This is a genomic window from Celeribacter sp. ULVN23_4, from assembly GCF_054788345.1.
Window position 1 is genome coordinate 582594 of record NZ_JBTVYO010000002.1, and the last position, 24866, is coordinate 607459.

General features: G+C 59.2%; 24 protein-coding genes and 2 tRNA genes. 18 read left to right on the top strand and 8 right to left on the bottom strand.

Features of this window, described 5'->3' with window-relative positions; all coding sequences use genetic code 11:
- Positions 1 to 67: 67 nt before the first annotated feature.
- The 7 genes from ACYBHZ_RS08160 (at position 68) to ACYBHZ_RS08190 (ending at position 5315) form a co-directional block, all read left to right on the top strand.
- Positions 68 to 826: a phytochelatin synthase family protein gene (locus ACYBHZ_RS08160; protein ID WP_460273761.1), complete on the top strand. Its 759-nt coding sequence runs from the start codon at positions 68 to 70 to the stop codon at positions 824 to 826.
- Positions 827 to 901: 75 nt separating this feature from the next.
- Positions 902 to 2155 carry a chromate efflux transporter gene (gene chrA, locus ACYBHZ_RS08165; RefSeq protein WP_460273762.1) on the top strand — a complete coding sequence of 418 codons (1254 nt, stop codon included), beginning with the start codon at positions 902 to 904 and terminating at the stop codon, positions 2153 to 2155.
- A 61-nt stretch (positions 2156 to 2216) separates the two neighbouring features.
- Entirely contained in the window at positions 2217 to 2708 is a 492-nt protein-coding gene (locus ACYBHZ_RS08170) for an SspB family protein (protein ID WP_460273763.1), read from the top strand.
- Between the two features lie 261 nt (positions 2709 to 2969).
- The gene (fumC, locus tag ACYBHZ_RS08175; protein WP_460273764.1) at positions 2970 to 4364 is read left to right on the top strand and encodes a class II fumarate hydratase; all 1395 of its coding nucleotides are present in this window, start codon (positions 2970 to 2972) and stop codon (positions 4362 to 4364) included.
- 115 nt (positions 4365 to 4479) lie between these two features.
- Positions 4480 to 4821, top strand: a complete 342-nt coding sequence (locus tag ACYBHZ_RS08180) for a hypothetical protein (RefSeq protein ID WP_460273765.1) — start codon at positions 4480 to 4482, stop codon at positions 4819 to 4821.
- An 84-nt stretch (positions 4822 to 4905) separates the two neighbouring features.
- Positions 4906 to 5085 (top strand): DUF4169 family protein, encoded by a 180-nt coding sequence (locus tag ACYBHZ_RS08185; protein WP_460273766.1) that lies wholly within the window; start codon positions 4906 to 4908, stop codon positions 5083 to 5085.
- Positions 5082 to 5315, top strand: a complete 234-nt coding sequence (locus tag ACYBHZ_RS08190; RefSeq protein ID WP_460273767.1) for a ribbon-helix-helix domain-containing protein — start codon at positions 5082 to 5084, stop codon at positions 5313 to 5315. The genes ACYBHZ_RS08185 and ACYBHZ_RS08190 overlap by 4 nt, the downstream gene beginning before the upstream one ends.
- Here the strand turns inward: ACYBHZ_RS08190 and ACYBHZ_RS08195 are convergent.
- From ACYBHZ_RS08195 to cysS, 3 genes are all read right to left on the bottom strand, one after another.
- On the bottom strand, positions 5288 to 6067 hold the full coding sequence (locus tag ACYBHZ_RS08195; RefSeq protein WP_460273768.1) for a squalene/phytoene synthase family protein: 780 nt from the start codon (positions 6065 to 6067) through the stop codon (positions 5288 to 5290). The two genes, ACYBHZ_RS08190 and ACYBHZ_RS08195, sit on opposite strands and share 28 nt — an antisense overlap.
- A 12-nt stretch (positions 6068 to 6079) precedes the next feature.
- Entirely contained in the window at positions 6080 to 7720 is a 1641-nt protein-coding gene (cimA, locus tag ACYBHZ_RS08200; protein WP_460273769.1) for a citramalate synthase, read from the bottom strand.
- A 112-nt stretch (positions 7721 to 7832) separates the two neighbouring features.
- Positions 7833 to 9248 (bottom strand): cysteine--tRNA ligase, encoded by a 1416-nt coding sequence (gene cysS, locus ACYBHZ_RS08205; RefSeq protein WP_460273770.1) that lies wholly within the window; start codon positions 9246 to 9248, stop codon positions 7833 to 7835.
- 191 nt (positions 9249 to 9439) lie between these two features.
- Between cysS and mazG the strand changes: the two genes are divergently transcribed.
- The 4 genes from mazG to ACYBHZ_RS08225 all read left to right on the top strand — a co-directional run bounded on the left by mazG (position 9440) and on the right by ACYBHZ_RS08225 (position 12983).
- Positions 9440 to 10273 carry a nucleoside triphosphate pyrophosphohydrolase gene (gene mazG / locus ACYBHZ_RS08210; RefSeq protein WP_460273771.1) on the top strand — a complete coding sequence of 278 codons (834 nt, stop codon included), beginning with the start codon at positions 9440 to 9442 and terminating at the stop codon, positions 10271 to 10273.
- Positions 10274 to 10389: 116 nt separating this feature from the next.
- The gene (locus ACYBHZ_RS08215; protein WP_460273772.1) at positions 10390 to 11397 is read left to right on the top strand and encodes a Fe(3+) ABC transporter substrate-binding protein; all 1008 of its coding nucleotides are present in this window, start codon (positions 10390 to 10392) and stop codon (positions 11395 to 11397) included.
- Positions 11398 to 11798: 401 nt separating this feature from the next.
- Positions 11799 to 12287, top strand: coding sequence for a GNAT family N-acetyltransferase (locus tag ACYBHZ_RS08220; protein ID WP_460273773.1), 489 nt, complete (start codon positions 11799 to 11801; stop codon positions 12285 to 12287).
- Positions 12288 to 12494: 207 nt separating this feature from the next.
- Positions 12495 to 12983: a GNAT family N-acetyltransferase gene (locus ACYBHZ_RS08225; RefSeq protein ID WP_460273774.1), complete on the top strand. Its 489-nt coding sequence runs from the start codon at positions 12495 to 12497 to the stop codon at positions 12981 to 12983.
- 9 nt (positions 12984 to 12992) lie between these two features.
- On the opposite strand, the gene rnd is transcribed toward ACYBHZ_RS08225, so the two are convergent.
- From rnd to purM, 3 genes are all read right to left on the bottom strand, one after another.
- Complete coding sequence (gene rnd, locus ACYBHZ_RS08230) at positions 12993 to 14150, bottom strand: ribonuclease D (protein ID WP_460273775.1); 1158 nt, start codon at positions 14148 to 14150, stop codon at positions 12993 to 12995.
- Positions 14151 to 14411: 261 nt separating this feature from the next.
- A complete protein-coding gene (gene purN / locus ACYBHZ_RS08235) occupies positions 14412 to 15023 on the bottom strand; it encodes a phosphoribosylglycinamide formyltransferase (RefSeq protein ID WP_460273776.1) in 612 nt (203 codons plus the stop codon).
- The gene (gene purM / locus ACYBHZ_RS08240) at positions 15020 to 16066 is read right to left on the bottom strand and encodes a phosphoribosylformylglycinamidine cyclo-ligase (RefSeq protein ID WP_460273777.1); all 1047 of its coding nucleotides are present in this window, start codon (positions 16064 to 16066) and stop codon (positions 15020 to 15022) included. The genes purN and purM overlap by 4 nt, the downstream gene beginning before the upstream one ends.
- Positions 16067 to 16185: 119 nt before the next feature.
- On the opposite strand from purM, the gene ACYBHZ_RS08245 reads away from it, so the two are divergent.
- Positions 16186 to 16262, top strand: a tRNA-Ile gene (locus tag ACYBHZ_RS08245).
- A gap of 59 nt (positions 16263 to 16321) precedes the next feature.
- Here ACYBHZ_RS08245 and ACYBHZ_RS08250 read toward each other — a convergent pair.
- The gene (locus ACYBHZ_RS08250) at positions 16322 to 17653 is read right to left on the bottom strand and encodes an ATP-binding protein (protein WP_460273778.1); all 1332 of its coding nucleotides are present in this window, start codon (positions 17651 to 17653) and stop codon (positions 16322 to 16324) included.
- A gap of 46 nt (positions 17654 to 17699) precedes the next feature.
- Here ACYBHZ_RS08250 and ACYBHZ_RS08255 point away from each other — a divergent pair, with 46 nt between their 5' ends.
- The 6 genes from ACYBHZ_RS08255 to ACYBHZ_RS08280 all read left to right on the top strand — a co-directional run bounded on the left by ACYBHZ_RS08255 (position 17700) and on the right by ACYBHZ_RS08280 (position 24058).
- The gene (locus ACYBHZ_RS08255) at positions 17700 to 18590 is read left to right on the top strand and encodes an MBL fold metallo-hydrolase (protein WP_460273779.1); all 891 of its coding nucleotides are present in this window, start codon (positions 17700 to 17702) and stop codon (positions 18588 to 18590) included.
- Between the two features lie 82 nt (positions 18591 to 18672).
- A tRNA-Asn gene (locus ACYBHZ_RS08260) sits at positions 18673 to 18747 on the top strand.
- Positions 18748 to 19011: 264 nt separating this feature from the next.
- On the top strand, positions 19012 to 19521 hold the full coding sequence (locus ACYBHZ_RS08265; protein ID WP_460273780.1) for a YcbK family protein: 510 nt from the start codon (positions 19012 to 19014) through the stop codon (positions 19519 to 19521).
- A 343-nt stretch (positions 19522 to 19864) separates the two neighbouring features.
- Entirely contained in the window at positions 19865 to 21250 is a 1386-nt protein-coding gene (locus ACYBHZ_RS08270; RefSeq protein ID WP_460273781.1) for an aspartate aminotransferase family protein, read from the top strand.
- Between the two features lie 28 nt (positions 21251 to 21278).
- Positions 21279 to 22580: an NAD(P)/FAD-dependent oxidoreductase gene (locus ACYBHZ_RS08275; protein ID WP_460273782.1), complete on the top strand. Its 1302-nt coding sequence runs from the start codon at positions 21279 to 21281 to the stop codon at positions 22578 to 22580.
- Between the two features lie 38 nt (positions 22581 to 22618).
- The gene (locus tag ACYBHZ_RS08280) at positions 22619 to 24058 is read left to right on the top strand and encodes an aldehyde dehydrogenase family protein (RefSeq protein WP_460273783.1); all 1440 of its coding nucleotides are present in this window, start codon (positions 22619 to 22621) and stop codon (positions 24056 to 24058) included.
- Positions 24059 to 24072: 14 nt separating this feature from the next.
- Here the strand turns inward: ACYBHZ_RS08280 and ACYBHZ_RS08285 are convergent, their stop codons facing one another.
- Positions 24073 to 24738 (bottom strand): GntR family transcriptional regulator, encoded by a 666-nt coding sequence (locus ACYBHZ_RS08285; protein WP_460273784.1) that lies wholly within the window; start codon positions 24736 to 24738, stop codon positions 24073 to 24075.
- Positions 24739 to 24866: the final 128 nt, after the last annotated feature.

Consider the following 24866-nt stretch of genomic DNA (forward strand, 5'->3'; position numbering starts at 1 on the left):
TGACTGTGATGTGCATGGGCCGATGAGACGACTCATCGTTCAGCCCGTTTTTTCTAACAGGTGAAATATGAAATCCACTGACTTGATGCTGACCTCCGCGGTCCTGCTCTTTTCCCTTGCGCAATCCGCTTTCGCTCAGGAAGAACCGCTGCCGAAACTCGGGCCGAACGCCACCCCCGTCACCGAAGCAACGGACTACCTGCGCAACGCGCCTGCTCCCGACTACTGGGCCTTTTCTGAATTCGTAAAACCGCAATTCACCACCTCCGCCTGCGGCGTCGCCTCCGTCACCGCCGCCGTGAACGGTCTTGCCGGGCTTCCCGCCAATGCCGAAGACACGGTGATGACCCAGCCTGACCTGCTTGAAGCCGTGGGCGACGCGCATTGGTCCGAGATTTCCGCCGAGGGCGGCGATGGCGTCATGTTCGACGATCTGGTGAAATACGCGGGGGAAGCCCTGCCGATCGCGGGTCTCGACGGCTACACCGTCACCGCGTTCAAACCCACGGACGACAGCGCCGCGAGCCTCAACACCATGCGTGACTGGCTCAAAATGAACGAGCAAAGCGCCGAAGACGTGATGATGGTCTATTTCAACCAAGGCGTCGTGACCGGCGATTGGGACGGCCCGCATGTTTCCGTGATCGGAGCCTATGACGCGGACAAGGACGAGGTTCTGATCCTCGAAGTCGATCAGGAATGGTACATCCCCTATTGGACCCCGGCCCCGGTGCTTTTGGAGGCCATGTTGAAACCGACCTCCGCCGAACATGGCGTGCTTGAAGGCCAGACCGGAGGCTTTGTCCGCCTCGCGCCCGAAAGCTAAGGCTTGACCCATCAGCTGGGGCGTTTACCAAGGTCGGGACGGATTTCCGGTCCAGATAACCATGAGCGCCCGACCATGACGCCCCAGCCGTCTTTTCCCGACTTCCTGAAAAGCTTTGCCCGCATCGGCCTGCTCTCCTTCGGAGGCCCCGCCGCGCAAATTGCCGTCATGCACCGCGAATTGGTCGAGGATCGCGGTTGGATGAAGGAAGACGGTTTTCTCTCCGCCCTTTCCTTTTGCATGATGCTCCCCGGCCCGGAAGCCATGCAGCTTGCCACCTATTGCGGTTGGCGCTTGCGCGGCGTGCCGGGTGGGATCATCGCCGGATTGTTTTTCGTCCTTCCGGGCGCATTGGTCATGCTGGCGCTCGCGGCGCTCTATGCGCGCTTTGGGCATTTGCCCGCCTCCGAAGCGCTATTCCTCGGCGTCAAAGCCACCGTGGTGATCGTCGTCCTGCAAGCCTTGATCCGCCTCGGACGAAAGGCGCTCGGCACCCCCGCCCGTTGGGGGCTGGCCATCGCATCCTTCGTCTTGATCGCAGTCTTCGCAATTCCTTTCCCGCTGATCGTCTTGGGCGCAGCGCTTTTCGGCGCGCTGACAGCGCAGACGAAACCAGATCAAATCGCCCCGCCGAACGCCGCCCACCTGCCCCGCACCGTGCTCACATGGGGGTGTCTCTGGGTGGCACCACTGGCGGTCCTCTGGGCCACGGGACAAGATCGGCTTTTGGCCATTGGCCTGTTTTTCTCAAAACTGGCGGTCGTCACCTTCGGCGGCGCTTACGCCGTGCTGGCCTATATGTCCCAAGAGGTCGTCGAGGCGCAGGGATGGTTGTCGCCGGACGCCATGCTGGACGGGCTCGGTCTGGCGGAGACAACACCCGGCCCGCTGATCCTTGTGACCGAGTTTGTCGGCTTCATGGCGGCAACGCCCTTGGGTCTTTTCGGTGGATTGATGGGCGCTCTGGTCACGCTATGGGTGACATTTATCCCCTGTTTTCTATGGATATTCGCGGGCGCGCCCTACATTGACTGGATCGCCACAAGGCCGCGCCTCGATGCGGCGTTAAAAGCCGTCACGGCGGCTGTCGTCGGCGTCATTGCCTCCCTGTCCTATTGGTTCGCGCTGCATGTCTTCTTCTCCGACGTCACACGATCTCAGATCGGTTGGTTCCGACTCGCACTGCCCGATGTGATGAGTTTTACCCCGTATTCGGGTCTATTGGCCGCCCTCGCCGCCGGACTTCTGTTCGGCCTCAAACGCCCCCTGATCCTCACAATAACCCTTGTGGCCTTGGCTGGACTTGCCCTCGGCCTTGCGGGTCAGTGACCCCTTTCCTTGGCCGCAGAATCCCGTATGCTGCAAACAACGAAGAACGAAAGGACTGGGGATGGCCAAATCAATCGATTACGGCAACCTGATGCACGACGCGATGCGCGCTCTGATCCGCAAGGTGCTTGAAGGCGTGGCCAAGGATGGCCTGCCCGGCGAGCACCATTTCTTCATCACTTTCGACACGATGCACCCGGATGTGGAACTCGCCGACTGGCTCTCCGATCGCTATCCGGAAGAAATGACCATCGTCATCCAGCATTGGTTCGACAATCTCGAAGTTTCCGAAGACGGGTTCGCGATCACGCTGAACTTCGGCGATAGCCCTGAACCTCTTTACATCCCCTATGACGCGATCCGCACCTTTGTGGACCCGTCCGTCGAGTTCGGCCTCCGGTTCGAGACACAGGATTACGATGTCGAGGAAATGGACGAAGACGAGATTCCGCATGATGCGGAAGTGACCTCTTTCGAACCCAAGGAAGAAGACGAGAAGCCCGCCGCGCCGAAAGAGGCGGAGATCGTGTCTCTCGACAAGTTCCGGAAGTAATCTGAAAAAGCGGACGTTTCATGGGGGGGCGATAGCCGCCCTTTGAAAGTTTGTGACTGGCCTGCCTGCTGTCAAATTATGCAGCGTCTGGGCCAATCGCCGGCCCGTGCGGGTACTCGCGTGCCACAGTAGGACAAGCTCAGCTAGATCACTCATATTTTAGCGCAAACACAGGCATGTATGCTTCGGTATACATTGCATGCGCCGGGGCGACACTCTATAGCCAACACAACTGATTGGCAGAGCTAGGGAGATCCCCCGATGACCACCACCCGTACCGAAACCGACAGCTTCGGCCCGCTGGAAGTTCCTTCCGACAAATACTGGGGTGCGCAAACGCAGCGCTCCATCATGAACTTCCCGATTGGCTGGGAACATCAACCGGTTCCGATCATCCGCGCCCTCGGCGTGATCAAAAAAGCCTGCGCCATGGCCAACAAGGAAAACGGCAACATGGACGCCGAGATTGCCGATGCGATCATCGCCGCAGCCGGTGAAGTCATCGAAGGCAAATTCGACGACAACTTCCCGCTCGTTGTCTGGCAAACCGGTTCGGGCACCCAGTCCAACATGAACGCCAACGAAGTGATCTCCAACCGCGCGATCGAAATGCTCGGCGGCGTGATGGGCTCCAAATCCCCGGTTCACCCGAACGACCACTGCAACATGGGGCAGTCCTCGAACGACACTTTCCCGACCGCGATGCACGTCGGCATTGGCATGCAGGCGCGTGATGTTCTAATCCCCGGCCTGACCAAATTGGCCGAAGCGCTGGAAGCCAAATCCGAGGCTTTCAAAGACATCATCAAAATCGGCCGCACCCACACCCAGGACGCAACGCCGCTGACGCTGGGTCAGGAATTTGGCGGCTACGCGCATCAGGTCCGCATGGGCATCAAACGCGTTGAGATGTGCCTGCCGGCGATTTACGAACTGGCCCAAGGCGGCACCGCCGTTGGCACCGGCCTGAACACGAAAAAAGGCTGGGGCGAGAAAGTCGCCGCCAATATGGCCGAAATCACCGGCCTGCCCTTCGTGACAGCTCCGAACAAGTTCGAAGCCCTCGCCGCCCACGACGCGATGGTGATGTTCTCCGGCGCTCTGAAAACCGTGGCAGCGTCCCTGTTCAAGATCGCCAACGACATCCGCCTTCTGGGCTCCGGCCCGCGTTGCGGCCTTGGCGAACTGATCCTGCCGGAAAACGAGCCGGGTTCCTCGATCATGCCGGGTAAAGTGAACCCGACCCAAGCCGAAGCGCTGACCATGGTCTGCGCACACGTCATGGGCAACGACGCCGCCATCGGTTTCGCAGGGTCCCAAGGTCACTTCGAGCTGAACGTCTACAACCCGATGATGTCCTACAACGTGCTGCAATCCATGCAGCTTCTGGGCGACAGCGCGTCGGCCTTCACCGACAACATGGTCGTCGGCATCGAAGCCAACGAGCCGCGCATCGAAAAGCTCCTGCATGAATCGCTGATGCTGGTGACCGCTCTGGCCCCGACCATCGGCTACGACAACGCCACCAAAGTTGCGAAAACCGCGCATAAGAACGGCACGACCCTCAAAGAAGAGGCCATCGCGCTTGGTTTCGTCGATGAGAAGACCTTCGACGAAGTGGTGCGTCCGGAAAAAATGATCGGTCCGAAAGACTAAATCTCTCTCGACCTGACAAAAACGTGAAGGCGGCCTACGGGTCGCCTTTTCTTTTGCGCGACAGAAAGCGGTGACTGTTTCGTTCTACTCTCATCGAGTTTTTGAGGAGAGATATATGAAACACCTGCTCTTTGCCCTGCCCCTGATCGCCCTTTCATCTGGCGTGGCCTTTGCCCAAGGCGGTCCCAAAATGCCGACTGCTGAGATTGCCAGCGATCTTGGCGTGACCGAGGCGCAGCTCAACAGCTGCTTTGAGGCCAACCGCCCGGAGCCCGGAGAAAGCAAAGCCCCGCCCGCGAAACCTGCCTCCGGGGATGCGGGGCAACGCCCGTCAGAGGGTCAAGGCATGCCGCCGGAAATGCTGAGCTGCTTGCAAAAGGCCAATGCCTCTCTCACGGCTGAGAAAGTTGAGAGCGTCATGAAAGAGCATCGCCCTGAGCCGCCGAAGCAAAACTGATCCAATGCGTTTCTCAAGCGCCCCGGCCCACCGGGGCGTTTTGAGTATTTGCGCAGCAAAGGAAACAGGGTAATATCCTACCCCATGAGAAAGGTCACAAATCTCAACCAGTTCCGCAAACAAAAAGCCCGTGCTGACAAACGTGTGCAAGGGGATGAGAACGCTGTGAAATTCGGTCGAACCAAGGCGCAAAAGGCGCTGGAAGACGCTGAGCGCGACAAGGCCCGCGCGGAGTTGGATGCGCATAAGAAAGACCCGCAATGACGGACCGCCCGGTCAAACGGTCGCTGACATTGCACGGCCACCGCACCTCTGTTTCCCTCGAAGAGCCCTTTTGGCGCGCCTTCCGCGCCATCGCGAAAGAGCGCGTCATTCCGATCAACGTGTTGGCGGCGGAGATCGATGAAATGCGCGGCGTTGAAAGCGGGTTGGCCTCAGCGATCCGGGTCTATGTCTTAGAATACTATCAGAAAAAAGCCCAAGTCGGCGACTGAGAGGCGGCTGCGAGGCGCAGAGATTTGCGCAGGGCACCCTGCTGCAAACGACCTTCACTCACCGCTTGCGGATCGCGCGAGGCTTGTTTGAGCACCGGCAAATGGACCACTGCATCGATCATCGGCGCGCGCGCGGTTTTGGTGAGCTTGGACATTTGCTGCGCGCCCCAACGTCCCTGCTCATAGGCTTCTTTTGCCATTCGGGACACCTCTTCCGGGCGGCCATCGACCAAAGGCACACGCCCCTGCGCCTCAAGGTCCGGAATGGCCATCAGGTAGCGCGCCAAAGCCCCCGCAAATCCGAGACGATTGAGCGCTTTCACAGCTTCCTCCGGCGCGCCAAGGCGGCGGGCGGCGATATGGAGCGGGATGACATAGGAGCGGTGCAAATAGCTGTGAAGCGCTGCCTCATCCTCATGCGGATCGCGGTAGATGTCCCATTGCCGCACGGTGACGGCCTCATCCATCGCCAGAGCTGAGGCTTCATCCAGCACGGCGTGCAACGGTGCCGCAACCTCATGGGCACGCGGCGGTTTGCCTTGGGCGCGTTCAGTCAGAACATCGCGCCAGAACTGCAACCGCATCTCGGCAATCATCGCCTCTTTCGTCACCCAAGGCGCTTTCGCGACCTCAAGGCAAAACGCATGGATCGGAAACAGCACCTCGCGCGCCTCCACCGGCGCGGCCATGGTGGCGCGAAAGCGATCCTCGTCGCCTTTTTGAACCAGTTCTGCGCAGGCCTGAACCGACATGATTTGCCTCTCTTATTCCGCGCCGAGCGCCTGCGCGCCGTCACGCAGAAGCTTCCAAAGCACCGCGTCGAGCAGCGCTTCAAAAGAGGCGTCAATGATGTTCGACGACACGCCGACCGTGGACCAACGACGCCCAAGACTGTCCTCGTGATCGATGATGACACGCGTGCGCGCCTCGGTCCCGCCATTGGTGATACGGACTTTAAAATCAACGAGTTCCATGTCGGAGATCATGTCGGAATACGGCCCGAGATCTTTCACCAGCGCTTTTGAGAGCGCATTGACCGGGCCACCGTCATTGCCGTCGGCCATGATACCCTCGGACACAGACAGGTGCCGCTCGCCGCCGACATTGACCACGACCGTGACCTCGGAGAGGTGAATTTCGCGGCCCTTGGCATCGCGGCGTCGCTCGACCGTGGCGCGGTACCGCTCCACCTCGAAGAACGCGGGCATGAGGCCCAATTCGCGGCGCGCTTCCAGCTCGAAGGAGGCCTGCGCGGTGTCGTAGGAATAGCCCTCGCTTTCACGCTGTTTGATGCGTTCGAGAATACGCCCCAGATCGGCTTTCTCCGACACCTCAAGCCCCATATCCGCCAGCCGCTTACGCAGGTTCGACTGCCCGGCCTGATTGGACATCGGCACGATCCGGGCATTGCCGACAGTTTCAGGCGGGATATGCTCGTATGTGGTCGGGTCTTTGAGGATCGCAGAGGCGTGGAGCCCGGCCTTGTGCGCGAAGGCAGACGCACCGACGTAAGGCGCAGAACGCAGCGGTACACGGTTGAGGATGTCGTCCAACATGCGGGAGGTTTTGACGAGGCTTTGCAGCGCCTCTTCCGTCACGCCGGTATCAAGCGTCGATTTGTACGGTTCTTTCAACAGAAATGTCGGGATCAACGTCGTCAGGTTGGCATTGCCGCAGCGCTCGCCGAGACCATTGAGCGTCCCCTGCACCTGCCGCGCACCGGCGTTGACGGCGGCGAGCGAGTTGGCGACGGCGTTGCCGGTATCGTCATGGGTGTGAATGCCGATATGGCTGCCCGGAATGCCCGCTGCGATGACTTTCCCGGTGATCTCGTAGACCTCGCCGGGCAACGCGCCGCCATTGGTGTCGCAGAGAACGATCCAGCGCGCGCCCGCCTCATAAGCAGCCTTGCAGCAGGCAATGGCGTAGTCCGGGTTGGCTTTGTAACCGTCGAAGAAATGCTCGGCATCGAACAGCGCCTCGCGGCCGATCGCGACCGTGTGGGAGATGGATTTCTCGATGTTCTCGACGTTTTCCTCAAGCGTGATTCCGAGCGCGGTGGTCACATGGAAATCATGGGTTTTGCCAACGAGGCAAACGGAGTCGGTTCCGGCGTTGAGTACGCCCGCGAGCACTTCGTCATTTTCGGCCGAGCGGCCCGCACGTTTGGTCATGCCAAAGGCGGTGAACTTGGCTTTGGTCTGCGGCGCCTCGGCGAAGAATTCGCTGTCGGTCGGGTTCGCCCCCGGCCAGCCCCCCTCGATGTAATCGACGCCGAGATGGTCGAGCGCGTCGGCGATCAGGTGCTTTTCCTCGGTGGAGAATTGCACGCCCTGGGTTTGCTGCCCGTCGCGCAGTGTGGTGTCATAGAGATAAAGCCTGTCTTTTTCGCTTGCTGTGGTCATTGCTCGCTCCCCTTTTTGCCCGTGGGCACCACGGGCTGCGCCTGCCTTCCCACCGGCAGGCGCACATGCGCCCGCCAAGGCAGGCTCCGCCCTCTGTTTACAGAACTGCGCATTAGAGGAGACCCTCCAGCTTCACGAGTTCTGAAAGCCTTTGTTCATTTTTTCTATCCCCGGACCAATTAGGATTTTCATAGGACCATTCAGAAGCATCTGTCTTTTCAACTTTGAGATTTACGCCCAACTCTCCCAAACTGTCGCGGATGCGATCAGCGGTTCCCCAGTCTTTTGCCCGTCGTGCTTCAATCCATTTCCTTGCAAGGCGCTCTATCTGGTCTCTGACATTATCCGCCAAATCTTGATCAACATTCCAACCGCCAAGCTCTGGCGTCAGTAGACCGAGAAGATTGGCGGAAGCGAGAAGCACAGCCGGATCTTCGATCCCATGAAGAACCGAAATCGCCCCAGCCGTATTGAGATCGTCAGCCACTGCCGCGACAACTTCAGACGCAGGCTCTCCTGCTTCAACACCTTCTGTCATCTTGCGCCATTTCTTCAACGTCGCCTTCGCCTGCTCCGCCTTCTCTGCGGTCCAGTCCATCGGCTTGCGGTAATGCGTGGAGAGGAACACGAACCGGATCACCTCACCCGGCACCCCCGGCATCCCGTCGTGGCCATCGAGCAAATCCCGCACGGTGAAGAAATTGCCCAGAGATTTGGACATTTTCTTGCCCTCGACCTGCAACATCTCGTTATGCAGCCAATAGCGCGCGAAGCCGCCTTGCGGATGGGCGCAGCAGCTTTGGGCGATCTCGTTTTCATGGTGCGGGAACATCAGATCGTTGCCGCCACCGTGAATATCAAACGTCTCGCCCAAAAGCTCATAGGACATGGCCGAGCATTCGATGTGCCAGCCCGGACGCCCCCGGCCCCAAGGACTGTCCCAACCGGGCAGATCGTCGGAGGACGGTTTCCAGAGCACAAAATCCATCGGATTGCGCTTATACGGCGCGATTTCGACGCGGGCCCCGGCGATCATATCGTCAATGGAGCGGCCGGAGAGCTTGCCGTAATCCTTATAGCTCTCGACCGAGAACAACACATGGCCTTCCGCCTCATAGGCATGGCCCTGCGCGATCAGCCCCTCGATCATCGAAATCATGGCGCCGATAAACTCGGTCGCGCGCGGCATTTGGTCGGGGTCCATCGCGCCGACAGCGCGCATATCGTCGAGATACCACTGGGTGGTCTCATCGGTGATCTCTTTGATCGTCCGCCCGGTGTCCTGCGCCTTTTTGTTAATCTTATCATCGACATCCGTGAAGTTTCGCACGTAGGTCACATGTTCCGCGCCATAGACATGACGCAGCAAACGATAGAGCACATCGAACACGATGACGGGCCGCGCGTTGCCGATATGGGCGCGGTCATAAACCGTCGGTCCACAGACATACATCCGTACATTATTGGGGTCGATCGGTTCGAAAATCTCTTTTTTGCGCGTCTTCGAATTGGTGAGCTTGATGGTCATAAGCCTGTCCCTCAGGGTGTCCCCCGCGGGCTTATCAGCTTCCATTTCAGGTGAAAAGAGACCGGACCCGCGCGACGATGTCAGCGGATAATGCAGCAGCAAATAATGGTAGCGGCACGATTGGTCATGGGTGTCTTATAGGACCGGTTTTCGCGCTTGCAAAGCCCTCTTTCGAGGGTCAGGTTGTCGCTATGACACAGGATCCCATTCACGACGTGCCCGCAGGCATTGAACAGCTCCTCGAAATCATGCGCCGGTTGCGCGATCCCGAGGGCGGTTGCCCTTGGGACATCGAACAGGATTTCGCGACGATCTCGCCCTACACGATCGAAGAGGCCTATGAGGTCGATGACGCGATTGCGCGCGGTGATATGGAGGATTTGAAATCCGAGCTGGGCGATCTGTTGTTCCAGTCGGTGTTTCAGGCGCAAATTGCCTCTGACAAGGGCCTGTTTGACTTTCACGACATCGCGCAAGCGATTGCTTCCAAAATGATTTCCCGCCACCCGCATGTCTTTGGCGACGAGAGCAACCAGAAGTCGCCGGAGCAGCAGACGAAGGATTGGGAGGTCGAGAAAGCCAAGGAACGCGCGCGGCGCGGCGAGCACCGGGTGCTCGACGGTGTAGCGATGGGGCTGCCCGCCCTGATGCGGGCGCAGAAGCTCCAGAAACGCGCGGCCCGTGTCGGGTTTGATTGGCCGGACACCTCGCATGTCCTCGACAAAATTCGCGAAGAAGCCGCGGAGCTTGAAGAGGCGCGCGACACGCTCACGCAGGACGAGGTCTTCGAAGAGTTTGGCGACCTGCTTTTCGTCGTGGTCAATCTGGGGCGTCATCTCGGCGTCGATGCCGAAGAGGCCCTGCGCGCCTGCAATGCCAAATTTACGCGTCGTTTCAATGGCATTGAAGATCGCCTTCACGCCAACGGGAAAACGCCGCACGACAGCGACCTCGCGGAGATGGACGCGCTTTGGGATGCGATCAAGGCTGAGGAGAAAGCCGCGAAATCCCCGGGGCCGGACTGAGAAAGACAGTTGCGCGATCACAAAGCGCTTAGGGCCACAATCGCGCATTGACCCGAGCGTTTTGCTCGGATTTAACGGGCGCGACAGATTTTCAGGAACGTCTACGGAGCCTCCTTATGCAAAAGCGCCTCAGCTTCGCCCTGCCTCTCCTCCTCGCCGCCGCCCCGGCGCTGGCCGATGTGAATGTCTACTCCTACCGTCAGCCCGAGTTGATCGAACCGCTGGTCGACGCCTTCACCGAGGAGACGGGCATCAACGTCAATGTGGCGTTTCTTGAAAAAGGCATGGTCGAACGGCTCAAGGCCGAGGGCGATCGCTCCCCCGCTGACGTGATCCTGACCGTCGATATCGCGCGCCTGACCGAAGCGGTGGAAGCCGGTGTGACTCAACCGCTGATGACCGAAACGCTGGAGCACAACATCCCCGCCGCCTTCCACGCGCCGGACGGGCAATGGTGGGGCATGACCACGCGGGCGCGGATCGTTTACGCCTCCAAAGATCGCGTGGCGCCGGGGGAAGTGACCACCTACGAAGACCTCGCCGATCCGAAATGGAAAGGCCGCATTTGCACCCGCTCCGGCATGCACACCTATATGATCGCCCTGACCTCCGCCTATATCGCCCACCATGGCCCGGAGGAGGCGAAGGTCTGGCTGCAAGGCCTCAAAGACAATCTCGCCCGCCGTCCGCAAGGCGATGACCGCGCGCAGGTGAAAGCGATCTGGGCCGGAGAATGCGACATTTCTCTGGGCAACACCTATTACATGGGTGAAATGCTCGCCGATGAGGAACAGCGCGTCTGGGCCGGTTCCGTTCGCCTGGACTTCCCGGTCTTCGATGTCCCCGGCGGCGGCACCCATGTGAACATCTCCGGCGTCGCCCTCACGAAAGCCGCGAAGAACAAAGAGGAAGCCATTCAATTCATTGAGTTCCTGTCCTCTGACGAAGCGCAGAAGATTTACGCGGAAGCCAATTCTGAGTATCCGGTCGCACCGGGCGCAGAGGCGTCGGAGCTTGTCGCAAGCTGGGGCAGCTTTACGCCGGACAATCTCAGCCTGATGGAAATCGCCAACCAGCGCGGCGAAGCCCTGCGCCTCACGGAAGAAGTCGATTACGACGGCTGATCTGGGCGGCAGTTCCAAAAAACGACCAATACGGCATCCAATGCCCGGCCAATTCTTTGGTCGGGCATTTTGACAGGATGAGGCGACAAGGAGCAACTCAGCCTACCCAGTCGGCTCGCAGGGCCACCATCGCATTTTCGCACCAAATGCGGCCCAAAACGCCCCAAAACACGAAGTTTTTGCGCAAATTCCCGCTTGTGCAGGTTTCGCGCGACAATTTTACCAAACATTCAAATCAGAGCGATTGACAGAAATTGTTCCTCCCCCCATATGAGCCGCAACTTATGGCCATCAGGTCATGAAAATTTTATCCCGGCGATAAGCGGCCTTTAAGGATTATGGGCTTTCTTCGCGCCGGGATGTCCACAAATACAGCGCACCACACATACACTGACAGCTCCATGTCCATTCAGACACCGCTCGCCTTGCAGAGCTCTACAACCGCACTGACCATCCGCCTCGCAGAAGGGCGCGATTTCGCATGTCTGATGGACATGATCCGCGTGGTTGAACCTTTGACCGAAGACCGGCTCAACCTGGATGAGCTTGGTCTGATCGATGTTCTCCATGCGCCGAACCCGTGGATTCGCCTTCTCGTCGCGGAAGTGAATGGCATCGTGATCGGCTATGTCGCGCTGGTTGGCGGGCTTCAGATCAATCCGGCCGAACGCACCATGGAAATGCATCACATCTATGTTGAGCCGGACCACCGGCGCCAAGGCGTCGGGCGCGCTCTGTCGAGTTCGGCAATGGCCACGGCGCGGGCGCTGGGATGCGAGACCCTGTCTGTCGCCGTTGCTCGCACGACGGATGGCGCGAAAGCGGCTTACCGCGCTTTGGGGTTTGAGAAACCGGCCTCAAACAAAACGCATTACGTCATTCCTGTGTGATCTTTAGGTTCCCCCTAAAAATTGCCGTTGACAGCCATCTCTCGCTGGCGCAGGGTGTCGGCATGAAACACACGATCATCATGACTGTCTTTTATTGGTCCGAGCTGACATAGAGCGCGGTCCGACAGTCATGGAACATTGAAAGGCCGCCGCAGGGCGGTTTTTTTAATGGTTGAACTCCCCTGTGGCGCGACACAGGAGAGAAAAATGACCCTCATGCAAAACATTACGGTGGGCTCTGAGGCCCTCACGATCCGACAGGCCCGTTGGGGCGATAAGGATGCGCTTTTACAGATGATCCATGCGCTTGCCGCGCATCATGGAGACGCTCCGGAGCTGGATTTATCCGCCCTGATCGATCTTCTGAATGCGGATTTGCCTTGGATTCGGATGCTCGTCGCGGAAGGCGCAAACGGTCGCCTTCTGGGCTACGCCGCCCTCGTGCCGGGCGTGCAGCTCCAGCACGGCAAGAAAATCATGGAGCTGCATCATCTCTATGTCGAAGAAGCCGCCCGCGGCACGGGTGTTGCGCGTCAGTTGATTGCGGCGAGCAAAGATTTGGCCAAAACACTCGGTTGTGTCCGCCTGACTGTGTCCACGCAGTCGCACAACACGCGCGCCCAGAACACCTACCTCGCCTGCGGCTTCACGCCCGCGCCGTACAGCAGCGAGCGCTTTGCCATGCAACTGTCGTGACAGAGACGGTCAGAGGGTGATCACGTCGACCCTCTGGCCTTTCACCGCCAGCCCGATCTCGCCCTTGCAAAGCCGAAGCGCATCGTTGCCGAAGACTTCAGCGCGCCAGCCTTTGAACATCGGCAGCCCGCGCTCCCCCGCAGCAATCAGATCGAGGTCCGCAGCGGAGGCGATCATTTTCGACGCCACGTTGAAACGATCCGATTTGGCCTTGAGAAGCACGCGAAGCATATCGGCCAGAGCCGGGTTCACCTGCAACTTGTCGCGCGACAGATCCAGCTTCGGCATCTCTGCGGCGGCGTAATTAGAGGCTTTCTCAATCGCCTGCAAAATACCGTCAGCGATCTCACCTTTGCGCGCCTCTCTCAGCAACAGCCGGGAGCGCGACAGGTCTTGCGGCGTTTTGGGTTTGGTCGAGGCCAACTCTAACAGCGCGTCGTCCTTGAACACACGGTTGCGCGGGATATCACGGCTTTGAGCATAAAATTCGCGGAAGGCTGCAAGCTCCTTCACGGCAGCGAGGAATTTCCCCGAGCTGGTACGCGTTTTCACACGGCGCCAGGCCTCATCCGGTTCGATCACATAAGTCGCGGGCGAGGTCAGAATCTCAAGCTCTTCCTCGACCCATTTCACCCGTCCGGTCCGCGCAATCTCCGTCGAGAGGTATTCATAGATCACGCGAAGGTGGGTCACATCCGCCAAAGCGTAATTCTCTTGCGCCGGGGTCAGCGGGCGACGCGACCAATCCGTAAAGCGCGAGGTTTTGTCGAGGCTTTGCTTGGCGATCTTGCGCACCAGCGTCTCGTAGCCGACCTGCTCACCAAAGCCGCAGACCATGGCAGCAACCTGCGTGTCGAACAGCGGTGCCGGGATCACATTGCCCTGAATGTAGAAGATTTCGAGGTCTTGGCGCGCGGCGTGGAAGACTTTGACAATGCTCTCGTCGCGGAACAATTCGTAGAGCGGCGCGAGGTCGATCCCTTTGGAGAGCGGATCGAGAAGAACAGCGTCTTCCTCAGCGTCGCCGGGAAGCGCCAATTGAACGAGGCAAAGCTTCGAGTAATAGGTGCGTTCCCGAAGGAATTCGGTATCGACGGTCACATAGGGACGGTCTTTGGCGCGGTCACAAAAGGCCTGAAGGCCTTCGGTCGTCGTGATTGTGATCATATGTTTTTCTTACCTGAGGCGCGGGGTCATCCCGTCGATTAGGCTTTGATACGCAGGTTTTTCACGAAAGAAAAGAACAAAGGGGCATGGCGCGCCCCGCCCCAGTCACGCAACATCAGTGACGGCTCAGAAGGTCGGCAAAACGCCGTTCGTTTCAATGATCATGTGAGCGCATTCGGAGCCGGTGTGATTTTAACACAGTTCTTTAACACCGTCCCCTGACCGTTGGCCGAGGCCCTGACTGCGCCAGTCAGGCGTCGCTCAGAGCGTCAAAAGCGATTTTTCACCTTCAAGAAACCGTTTCAAAACGGCCGGATAGAGCGCATGCTCCTGCACCAGAACCCGCGCGGCCAAATCGTCTTCCGTATCCCCCGGCAAAACAGGCACGCGCGCCTGTCCAAGGATCGGGCCGCCGTCGAGTTCTGCGGTGACCTCGTGAACGGAACATCCGGCCTCCGCATCGCCCGCCTCAATGGCGCGCTGATGGGTGTGAAGACCTTTGTATTTCGGCAGCAAAGACGGGTGGATGTTGAGCATCTTGCCCGCGTAATGCGTGATGAATTTCGGCGTCAGGATGCGCATAAATCCGGCCATCGCCAAGGCATCCGGCGCATAGGCGTCGATCACGGAAATCAATTCAGCTTCAAAGGCTTCACGGTCGCCTTTAAAGTTACGGTGATCCACCACAGCGGTCGGGATGCCCATGTCGGCGGCCTTCTTAAGACCGCCCGCAGAAGGCACATTCGACAGCACAAGACAGGGGCGCCCCGGATGATCGCCGGTCATGGATTTCGCCAGCGACACCATATTGGAGCCGCCGCCGGAAATCAGAATTGCGACCTTCTTGTGCTCGGTATGCGCGGATGTGCTCACTTGAGCTCACCCTCATAGGTCACGCCATTGCCCGTGGTCACTTGACCGATGCGGTAAACCGTTTCGCCCTCGCCCTGCAAAAGCGTGGTGAGCGCGTCCGCCTGATCTGCGGCACAGACAACGACCATGCCGATCCCGGCGTTGTAGGTTTTCAACAGCTCATGCTGGCTCAGACCTGCCGTATCAACCAGCCAACGGAACACCGGCGGCAAGGTCCATGCGGTCAGATCGATATCTGCGCCCATCCCGTTCGGCAGAACACGCGGAAGGTTCTCCGTCAGACCACCGCCCGTGATATGCGCCAACGCATGCACGCCGCCAGCGCGGATCGCTTTGAGCACCTGTTTCACATAGAGCCGCGTCGGCTGCAGAAGTTCTTCGCCGAAGGTGTTGTCGGAGAACGGCGCGATATCGGTCCATTTATAGCTCGAAATCTCAACCGTTTTACGGACCAGAGAATAACCATTGGAATGCACACCGTTGGAGGCGAGGCCCAAAAGCACGTCACCATCCTGCACGCCATCCGGCAAATCCGAGCCACGCTCCATCGCGCCGACAGCAAAGCCCGCGAGGTCGAAATCGCCGTCTTCATACATGCCCGGCATTTCAGCCGTCTCACCGCCAATCAGTGCGCAACCGGAATCGGCACAGCCCTGAGCGATGCCTTCGATCACAGCTGCGGCGTTGTCGAGCTTGAGCTTGCCCGTGGCGAAATAATCGAGGAAGAACAACGGCTCCGCACCTTGGCACACGAGATCGTTGACGCACATGGCGACGAGATCGATGCCGACGGTTTTGACGTTGTCCGTATCAATGGCGATGCGCAGCTTGGTGCCCACACCATCGGTTGCGGCGACGAGGATCGGATCCTCATAGCCCGCCGCTTTAAGATCGAAAAGCGCACCGAAACCGCCCAAGCCGGCCATCACACCCGGACGTGTGGTCTTTTTGGCTGCCGGTTTGATCCGTTCAACCAGCTCATTGCCCGCATCGATATCGACACCCGCATCGGCGTAAGTAAGACCGTTTTTTCCCTGCGTCATGGCAAAGGCTCCCCGCGAAACTGACGTTGCGGCCCGTTTACGCGGTTTATTCCAACTTGAAAAGGCCCGCGTGTACCACTTGACCCCGCTGCGGTGTCACAATAATCAGAGCGTCAGGCGGGCCTGTAGCTCAATTGGTTAGAGCAGAGCGCTCATAACGCTTTGGTTGCGGGTTCAAGTCCTGCCGGGCCTACCAAAATCCAAGTATTTCCGCCGCATAGCTCCAAAGACTGTGTCTGTTGGCGCAATCGGACCTTATCGCGCCAGAACCAGATCGGCTTTCAGCCCACCCAAAGCATCACTTTCGCCGAGGCGCAGCGTCCCGCCGTGGCGTCGCGCAACGTCATGGGCAATCGCCAAGCCCAGCCCGACACCCGAGCCGCGATTCTGGTTGCGAGAGGCATCAAGACGCACAAAAGGCTGCAAAGCCCGATCCCGCGCCTCGGGTGAAATCCCCGGACCATCGTCTTCGACGGAAATCACGGCCGCACGTTCAAAGAGATGCACGCTGATCCGCGTCCGCGTGCCGTAGCGCTTGGCATTCGACAGCAAATTGTCGAGCGCCCGCGACAGGGCCGCAGGCCGCGCCATGAGTTCGACGGTTTCTGAGGGCATATCGGCAATCTCGACCTGCGCCCCTGCCCGTTCCGAGCGCGCGACGGCCTCGCGCATCAAGGTCTTGAGATCGACAGGGCGAGGTTCCTCGGTGGCGTCAGAGCGTGCAAAATCGAGGAAAGTGTCGATGAGTTTTTCCATTTCATCGAGATCCGCCTGCATTGCCGTAATTTCCCCGGCGTCGCTTTTCGGAACGTCCAACATGGACAGGCCCAAGCGGATACGGGTCAGAGGCGTGCGCAGATCATGCGACACCCCCGAGAGCATGAGCGTGCGCTGCTCGATCTGCCGCTCGATCCGCGCCCTCATATTAAGGAACGCAGTGCCCGCCGAGCGCACTTCCAAAGCCCCCGCCGGGCGGTATGACTTGTTCTCGCCGCGCCCGAAAGCCTCGGCAACGCGCGCCAGATGGCGGATCGGACGCAACTGATTGCGCAGGAAGATAAAGGCGATCACCGTCATCAAGATGCCGGTCAACGCCGTCAAGACGAGCAACTGGTGCGGATTCGAGGCGGACGCCCGGCGGCGCGGCAGCTCAATAGACAAGCGCCCTTGATCGGTCATGACAGACAAGAACACCTGACGGGTATCAGTGGCGAAATCCACACCTTCGAGGCCGGGAATACTGGCCCGCAGGTCATTGTTGATCACCCGTGCGGAGACATCATACCAGAGACGACTGTCCTTCACCGGATCCGCAGCCCCACGCTCGGTCTCAAAGCCTAGACGGTGATCCAACTCACTGACAACAACGGAAAGCTGTGGCTCCGTCATGTTCTCGATGGACCCGATATAAAGCCTAATCTCTCCCACCACGCCCTGCGTCAACTGGCGCGTGACATCTTGAAAATACCGTTGGGAAAACGCGATCATCACGACCAGCTGGATCACCACAACAGGGACCAGAAGGATCAGTGCGGCCCGCGCATAAAGCCCGCGCGGCAGATATCTTTTGAGCCAATTGAAAAACATGGGCTATTGGTAGCCTTGCAAAGCCCCAGATGAAAAGAGAAATCGCGTGCAGAACCGCCCGGACACGATCACCCAACTGGCCCCCGGCCTCACACGCATTCTCGCGCCGAATCCGTCTCCGATGACCTATTGGGGGACGAACACATTTATATTGGGCGAAGATCAGCACCGTGTGCTGATCGACCCCGGCCCCGACCTGCCCGCGCATCGAGACGCCATTCTGGCCGCCCTGCCCGCTGGCGTCGAGATCAGCCACATCCTTATCACCCACGCTCATCTGGATCATTCCGGAGGCGCCACGAAACTCTCTAAAGAGACCGGAGCGCCCATCTTGGCCTTTGGTGACGCTTTGGCTGGGCGCAGCGCCCACATGGCACAACTGTCGGATAACATCGGTGGAGGTGAAGGTGTCGATAAGTCTTTCAAACCTGATGTGACCTTGCCTCATCGAACGGTCATCGACACACCGGCGGGCGACATAGAAGCGCTCCATACCCCCGGCCATATGGGCAATCACCTCTGTTTCGCCTGGCAAGACACAGTGTTTTCCGGCGATCTGATCATGGGCTGGTCCTCTTCACTTATTTCGCCCCCCGATGGCGATGCCGCAGCGTTTCGCGCAAGTTGCACCATGGTTTTGAAACATGCGCCCGAACGACTCTTTCCCGGCCACGGAGCCCCCGTCGATGCGCCGACCGACCGGATCGCTTTTCTCCTGCGGCATCGTGCGGATCGGGAGGCACAAATCCTTGCTGCGCTTAGTCAAACACCGACGGACCTCATGAGCCTGACCCGCATGGTCTATACCGATTTGCCCGAAACCCACCTGCCTGCCGCAGCACGCAATACGCTGGCGCATTTGATCGACCTGCACCAACAAAAGCGACTGATCGCGGAACCTGAAATCGACATAAATGCATTGTTTTCAGTGCCTTGATAGAAAAATGATGAAATTTTCATTTTTTGTCACAAAACCCTCTTGCACGCCCCAAATCCCATAGCTATACACCCCCACATGTTCCGGCGTAGCTCAGCGGTAGAGCAGTTGACTGTTAATCAATTGGTCGTAGGTTCGATCCCTACCGCCGGAGCCAAATCCCCTCCAAGGGTTTGGAAATAAGCAAAAAAGCGATCCGATAGGATCGCTTTTTGTCGTTTGGGGCACAGTTCACAAAACGATCCACACTCTAACGCTTGAACTCCCGGAAAGCTCCATTGATCGGCGGAAGTTTACCGATCACAGCGCCGTTCCTTGAGTGTGATTTCCCTTCTAGGCGATGCCCGGCGAAAGAAGGCCGTGACGGGACACCCCACACGACACGCCCGGACGACACGCCCCGCACAACGAAGGACACTTCATGACTCTCACACGACGCGCATTCATCTCATCCGCCTTCGCGGCGGGTGCCACCCTCGCCACGCCTGCTCTCGCGCTCAGCGTTCCCAATCTTCAAGTTCAAAACGTACATACGGGCGAAAGTTTCGCCCTCCCGTTCACGGGCCGTGTCAATAAGGCCGAGGTGGAGCAGTTTCGCTCCGTGACGCGCGACTATCATGTGAACGCAGAACACGACATGGACCTGCGTCTCCTGTCTCTTCTCTCGGCGATCTGCGAAAAAGCCGGATCCGATCAGCCCTTCCGCCTGCTCTCGGGCTACCGCACGCCGGAGACTAACAGCCATATTCGCAACGCTTCAAAGCATTCCTACCATCTTAAGGGGCAAGCGCTCGACATTTTCCGGGCCGATCTCTCCACCCGAGAATTGCGCAACATCGCCCTGTCGCTCGGCGCTGGTGGTGTCGGCTACTATCCGCGCCATGGATTCGTTCATGTCGACACTGGGCCGGTGCGGAGTTGGAACGGCTAAACGAAGCAAACACAGGAGGCGGGACTGCTTTCGACCTGGAGAAAAGCCACGCATCATGTCGCCTTCCGAGGCGGGAGACCGCGCTTTCCCCAGCGAAAGTCTGCGCTTTGGCAATCATCTGCGTAATCTTAAGGCACACATGCCCCTGAGTGGTTGCGCACAGCTGGCGTGGCTTGACCGGCAAATAATTTGATCATATTTCTCAACCAAGCACACAGACCGCGCCCGACCTGCCTAAATCTTTCTACGAATAGACGAGAAAAACAGGTTCAAACGCCCCACCCCGGACAGGTGACGACGCAAAGCTGTCGCTGTCACGGGAGGAAGACAAAGGATCAAAGCGATGCAAGACAACCATCTGCCCACCGCCGAGCTGCAAGCACTCGACGCCGCGCATCACATGCACCCGTTCACCTTCGGGGCTGAACTGGCCAAGAAAGGCGCGCGCATCATCACCAAGGCCAAGGGCGTCTGGCTGACCGACAGCGAAGGCGAAGAAATTCTCGACGGTATGGCTGGTCTTTGGTGCGTGAACGTGGGCTATGGTCGCGAAGAGCTGGCCGACGTCGCCGCACGCCAGATGAAGCAACTGCCCTATTACAACACCTTCTTCCAGACCTCCCACGTCCCGGCGATCATGCTCGCGAAGAAACTCGCTGAACTCGCGCCGGGCGATCTGAACCATGTGTTCTACAATGGGTCCGGCTCAGACAGCAACGACACCAACCTGCGGATGGTGCGCCATTACTGGGAGATCAAAGGTCAGCCCGAGAAGTTCAACGTAATCTCGCGCTGGAACGGCTATCACGGCTCCACCATGGGCGGCGGCTCGCTTGGCGGAATGAAGGGTATTCACGCCCAAGGCGGCTTGCCGATCCCCGGCATTCACCACATCGACCAGCCTGACTGGTGGTCCGAGGGCGGCGACATGACGCCCGAAGAGTTCGGCCTCCAGCGCGCGCAATTGCTTGAAGAGAAAATCCTCGAACTCGGCCCGGAAACCATTGCGGCCTTTATCGCGGAACCCGTGCAGGGCGCTGGCGGTGTGATCGTTGCGCCGGACACCTACTGGCCGGAAATCCAGCGGATCGTGAAGAAATACGACATCCTGTTGATCGTGGACGAGGTTATCACCGGCTTTGGCCGCACGGGTAACTGGTTCGGCTCGCAGACGCTGGGGATCACCCCGGACATCATGACCTGCGCCAAGGGCATCACCTCCGGTTATGTCCCGCTCGGCGTCTCCATCGTGTCCGACAAAGTGGCGAAAGTGATCGACGAAGGTGACGAGTTCGCTCACGGCTACACCTACGCGGGCCACCCGGTCGCCTGTGCGGTTGCGCTCGAAAACATCCGCCTGCTTGAAGAAGAAGGCATCGTTGAGCGCGCTGGCAAGGAAATCGCGCCCTATCTCAAAGAAAAATGGGAAGCGCTTGCCGAGCATCCGCTTGTGGGCGAAGCCAAGATTGTCGGTCTGATGGCCTCCATCGCGATGACCCCGAACAAAGCAACCCGCGCGAAGTTCAAAGCGCCGGGCGGCACTGTTGGCTACATCTGCCGCGAGCGCTGTTTCGCCAACAATCTGGTGATGCGCCATGTCGGTGACCGTATGGTGATCTCGCCGCCGCTGACCATCACGAAAGCCGAAGTTGATCTGCTGATCGAACGCGCGCGCAAATCGCTGGACGAGACCCTTGAGCGGATCAATGCGGAAGGGCTGAACGTCTGATCTCAGACCTGACCGCAAGGACCAGAGCATGGATATCCTGACCATCAACGACCGCCCCGGCGAGCATCCGCAATCGTGGTACGCAGCGACGGCAGAAGCCCCCGGCCCCTATCCGGCAGCAACCGGCACGGTGAAAGCCGATGTCTGCGTCGTCGGTGGCGGTTACGCGGGCCTGTCCGCTGCGCTCCATATGGCGCAGCGGGGTCTCGACGTGGTGCTTTTGGAGGCCTCCCGCGTTGGCTCCGGGGCGTCGGGGCGCAATGGTGGTCAGGTCTCGATGGGTCAGCGTCTTGAGCAAGACGAGCTTGAGACCCATGTCAGCATGGACGACGCCCGGATGCTCTGGAACATGGGTGCCGAGGCGGTCGATCTGGTTAAAGCGATCCTCAAAGAAAGCGGCGATGACTGTGATTGGCGTGATGGGGTCATCCATGCCAACCACCGCGCGCGCTTTTCGCACCAGTCGCAAAAGCATGTCGAACACATGCAAAAGGTCTACGGTTACGACAAAATCCGTTATCTCGACCGCGATGAGGTGCGGCGCGAAACTGGCTCCGACGACTATCATTCCGGCACTCTGGATATGGGCTCGGGCCACCTGCACCCGCTGCGCTACGCCTTCGCCATCGCCCGTCTGGCGGAAGCCGCAGGTGCGCGCATTCATGAGATGTCGCGCGTCACGCGCATTGAGACCAAGGGCAAGCCACGCATCCACACCGACACAGCCGTCGTCGAGGCCGATCATCTGATCATGGCGCTCAATGGCTATCACAACAATCTCGACAGCGATATCGCCCACCATGTGATGCCGATCAACAATTTCATCGCGGTGACGGAACCCCTGCCCGATGATCTCGCCGCCAAACTGCTCCCGAACCGTCATGCGGTTGCGGACAGTCGGTTCGTGATCAATTACTACCGCATGTCGCCCGACAACCGGATGATTTTCGGCGGCGGCGAGAGCTATGGCTACAAGTTCCCGTCCGACCTGCGCGCCAAGGTACGCGGGCCGATGCTGGGCGTGTTCCCGGAACTGAAGGACGCCAAACTTGACTACGCTTGGGGCGGGACTTTGGGGATCACGATGTCGCGCCTGCCACATTTCGCGCGGCTTGGCCCGAGCGCCATGTCGATAGCCGGTTTCTCCGGTCAGGGCGTCGCGCTGGCCACCCTCGCAGGGCAAATCGCTGCGGAAGCCGTCGAGGGTCAGGCGGCGCGTTTCGATCTCATGCAATCACTACCCAGCCCCCGCTTTCCGGGCGGGCCAGCGCTTCGGACCCCGCTTCTAGCTGCCGCGATGACGTGGTATGCTTTGCGCGATAAAATCTGAGCGACAAGATATAAGTTTCAACAGGATAAGAGGCGAATATGTCAGAGCTGAAAACCAACCGTTTCTATATTAACGGCGAATGGATCGCGCCTCTGGGCGGAACCACGATGGATGTGATCAACCCGGCGACCGAAGAGATTTTCGCCGAGGTCGCAATGGGCAGTGCCGCCGATGTGGATGCCGCTGTCGCCGCCGCGAAAGCCGCCTTCCCGTCCTTTTCGCGCACCACGAAAGCCGAGCGGCTTGAGCTTTTGGCTGCGATCCGTGAAGCCTATCAGGCGCGCTACGACGAAATGTCCGCCGCCATCAGCGAGGAAATGGGCGCGCCGATTTCGCTCTCGGATCGGGCGCAAGCCGCCGTCGGCATCGGGCATCTGGACGGCGTTGTGAAAGCCTTGGAAGAGTTCGAGTTTGAACATCGCAACGCGCCGGGCGATCTGATCGTGCATGAAGGCATCGGCGTCTGCGGTTTCATCACCCCGTGGAACTGGCCGATCAACCAGATCGCGCTGAAGGTCATTCCGGCCTTGGCAGCGGGCTGCACCATGGTTCTCAAACCGTCCGAACTGACCCCGATGAACGCGCTGCTCTATGCCGAAATCCTGCATGAAGCCGGTGTCCCGAAGGGCGTGTTCAACCTCGTCAACGGCGACGGCCCAACGGTGGGCGCGGCCCTTTCCACGCATCCTGACGTGGCCATGATGTCCTTCACCGGCTCCACCCGCGCAGGCGTGGAAATTTCCAAAGCCGCCGCACCGACCGTGAAACGCGTCACGCTGGAACTGGGCGGCAAAAGCCCGAATGTCCTGCTTGATGATTGCGACTTTGAAGATGCGGTCAAACGCGGTGTGAAACACTGTTTCCAGAACACCGGCCAGTCCTGCAACGCACCGACCCGTATGCTGATCCCGCAGAGCCACTATGAGACCGCGATGGAGATTGCCAAAGAGGTCGCAGAAGCGACCACCGTCGGCCTTCCGTCACAGCCCGGCAATCACATCGGCCCGCTTGTCTCGCAGATGCAATACGACCGCGTGCAAAGCCTTATTCAGGCCGGGATCGAAGACGGTGCACGGCTGGTCGCTGGTGGCCTTGGCCGTCCCGAAGGATTCAACCGTGGCTATTTCGTGCGCCCGACCGTGTTCGGTGACGTGACCAACGACATGCGCATTGCACAGGAAGAGATTTTCGGTCCGGTTCTGGCGATGATCTCCTACGAAGATGACGAGGACGCGGTTCGGATCGCAAACGACACCCCCTACGGGCTTGCCGCCTATATCCAGACCGGTGCTTCTGAGGAAAGCAAAGCGCGCGGCATGGCTATGGCGCGTGACATCCGCGCCGGGATGGTGCGTTTGAACGGCTCGGACCTCTCAACCGGCTCTCCCTTTGGGGGCTATAAACTCTCGGGGAACGGACGTGAAGGTGGCATCTACGGCATCGAGGATTTCTGCGAAATCAAGGTGATAACCGCCTGAGTTAAGGTATAGACTTAGGGCAGACCGTCCCGCTCGGCAACGATGGCGCGAATATTCTCCATGCCTTGGAGAATATCGCGCCGGATCGCTTCTGCGACACCTTCCGGGTCTTTGTCACGGAGCGCTTGAATGGCGACCCGGTGCATGTCCGGCAGATTCTGATTGCCAAAACGGGTACACATTACGCGAAGCTCAGGACCGGAACGCAGCCAGAGCGTGTCGATGATCGGAGTGATCACCTCGCTGCGTCCGGGCGCATAGAGCTCCATGTGGAAGCGATGGTTATGGACCATATAGCAGCGCATGTCCCCGACGCTCATCGCCGCGTCAATTTCGCGATCAACCTCAATCAAGGTGGCGATGCCCTGCTCCGTCATTTTTTCCGCGCCGCGCCGCGCCAGTTCCGGCTCAAGAGCCAGACGCGCAAAGATCAGATCATCCACTTCCGATAAGGTCAGCGTCGGCACCGTCACACGGCGGTTGCCGTGAAAGATCAGCGCCCCCTCGGACGTCAGCCGCCGGATCGCTTCGCGCACGGGTGTCATCCCCGCCCCCAAACGGTCGGTCAGCCCCTGAATCGTCACCGGTTCGCCGGGCACCAAATCGCCGGACAGGATCAGCTCGCGAATGCCGCGATAGGTCCGCAAATGTGCGGGCTCTTTGAGTGTAAGATCCGTCATGTTCAGCTTGGGCCCACCGGTTTAAATTTTGCTCCAGACATCTGAGCAAATTTTACCTCGGACAGCAAGGCATGCACGGGCCCCAACGGATCAGACAAGAAAAGCGCCAGCCGCTTTCGGGGCTGGCG

Excerpts from the sequence above, each read along its gene's own strand:
- ACYBHZ_RS08160 (WP_460273761.1), top strand. The coding sequence starts at position 68 with ATGAAATCCACTGACTTGATGCTGACCTCCGCGGTCCTGCTCTTTTCC.
- chrA (WP_460273762.1), top strand. The coding sequence starts at position 902 with ATGACGCCCCAGCCGTCTTTTCCCGACTTCCTGAAAAGCTTTGCCCGC.
- ACYBHZ_RS08170 (WP_460273763.1), top strand. The coding sequence starts at position 2,217 with ATGGCCAAATCAATCGATTACGGCAACCTGATGCACGACGCGATGCGC.
- fumC (WP_460273764.1), top strand. The coding sequence starts at position 2,970 with ATGACCACCACCCGTACCGAAACCGACAGCTTCGGCCCGCTGGAAGTT.
- ACYBHZ_RS08180 (WP_460273765.1), top strand. The coding sequence starts at position 4,480 with ATGAAACACCTGCTCTTTGCCCTGCCCCTGATCGCCCTTTCATCTGGC.
- ACYBHZ_RS08185 (WP_460273766.1), top strand. The coding sequence starts at position 4,906 with ATGAGAAAGGTCACAAATCTCAACCAGTTCCGCAAACAAAAAGCCCGT.
- ACYBHZ_RS08190 (WP_460273767.1), top strand. The coding sequence starts at position 5,082 with ATGACGGACCGCCCGGTCAAACGGTCGCTGACATTGCACGGCCACCGC.
- ACYBHZ_RS08195 (WP_460273768.1), bottom strand. The coding sequence starts at position 6,067 with ATGTCGGTTCAGGCCTGCGCAGAACTGGTTCAAAAAGGCGACGAGGAT.
- cimA (WP_460273769.1), bottom strand. The coding sequence starts at position 7,720 with ATGACCACAGCAAGCGAAAAAGACAGGCTTTATCTCTATGACACCACA.
- cysS (WP_460273770.1), bottom strand. The coding sequence starts at position 9,248 with ATGACCATCAAGCTCACCAATTCGAAGACGCGCAAAAAAGAGATTTTC.
- mazG (WP_460273771.1), top strand. The coding sequence starts at position 9,440 with ATGACACAGGATCCCATTCACGACGTGCCCGCAGGCATTGAACAGCTC.
- ACYBHZ_RS08215 (WP_460273772.1), top strand. The coding sequence starts at position 10,390 with ATGCAAAAGCGCCTCAGCTTCGCCCTGCCTCTCCTCCTCGCCGCCGCC.
- ACYBHZ_RS08220 (WP_460273773.1), top strand. The coding sequence starts at position 11,799 with ATGTCCATTCAGACACCGCTCGCCTTGCAGAGCTCTACAACCGCACTG.
- ACYBHZ_RS08225 (WP_460273774.1), top strand. The coding sequence starts at position 12,495 with ATGACCCTCATGCAAAACATTACGGTGGGCTCTGAGGCCCTCACGATC.
- rnd (WP_460273775.1), bottom strand. The coding sequence starts at position 14,150 with ATGATCACAATCACGACGACCGAAGGCCTTCAGGCCTTTTGTGACCGC.
- purM (WP_460273777.1), bottom strand. The coding sequence starts at position 16,066 with ATGACGCAGGGAAAAAACGGTCTTACTTACGCCGATGCGGGTGTCGAT.
- ACYBHZ_RS08250 (WP_460273778.1), bottom strand. The coding sequence starts at position 17,653 with ATGTTTTTCAATTGGCTCAAAAGATATCTGCCGCGCGGGCTTTATGCG.
- ACYBHZ_RS08265 (WP_460273780.1), top strand. The coding sequence starts at position 19,012 with ATGACTCTCACACGACGCGCATTCATCTCATCCGCCTTCGCGGCGGGT.
- ACYBHZ_RS08270 (WP_460273781.1), top strand. The coding sequence starts at position 19,865 with ATGCAAGACAACCATCTGCCCACCGCCGAGCTGCAAGCACTCGACGCC.
- ACYBHZ_RS08275 (WP_460273782.1), top strand. The coding sequence starts at position 21,279 with ATGGATATCCTGACCATCAACGACCGCCCCGGCGAGCATCCGCAATCG.
- ACYBHZ_RS08280 (WP_460273783.1), top strand. The coding sequence starts at position 22,619 with ATGTCAGAGCTGAAAACCAACCGTTTCTATATTAACGGCGAATGGATC.
- ACYBHZ_RS08285 (WP_460273784.1), bottom strand. The coding sequence starts at position 24,738 with ATGACGGATCTTACACTCAAAGAGCCCGCACATTTGCGGACCTATCGC.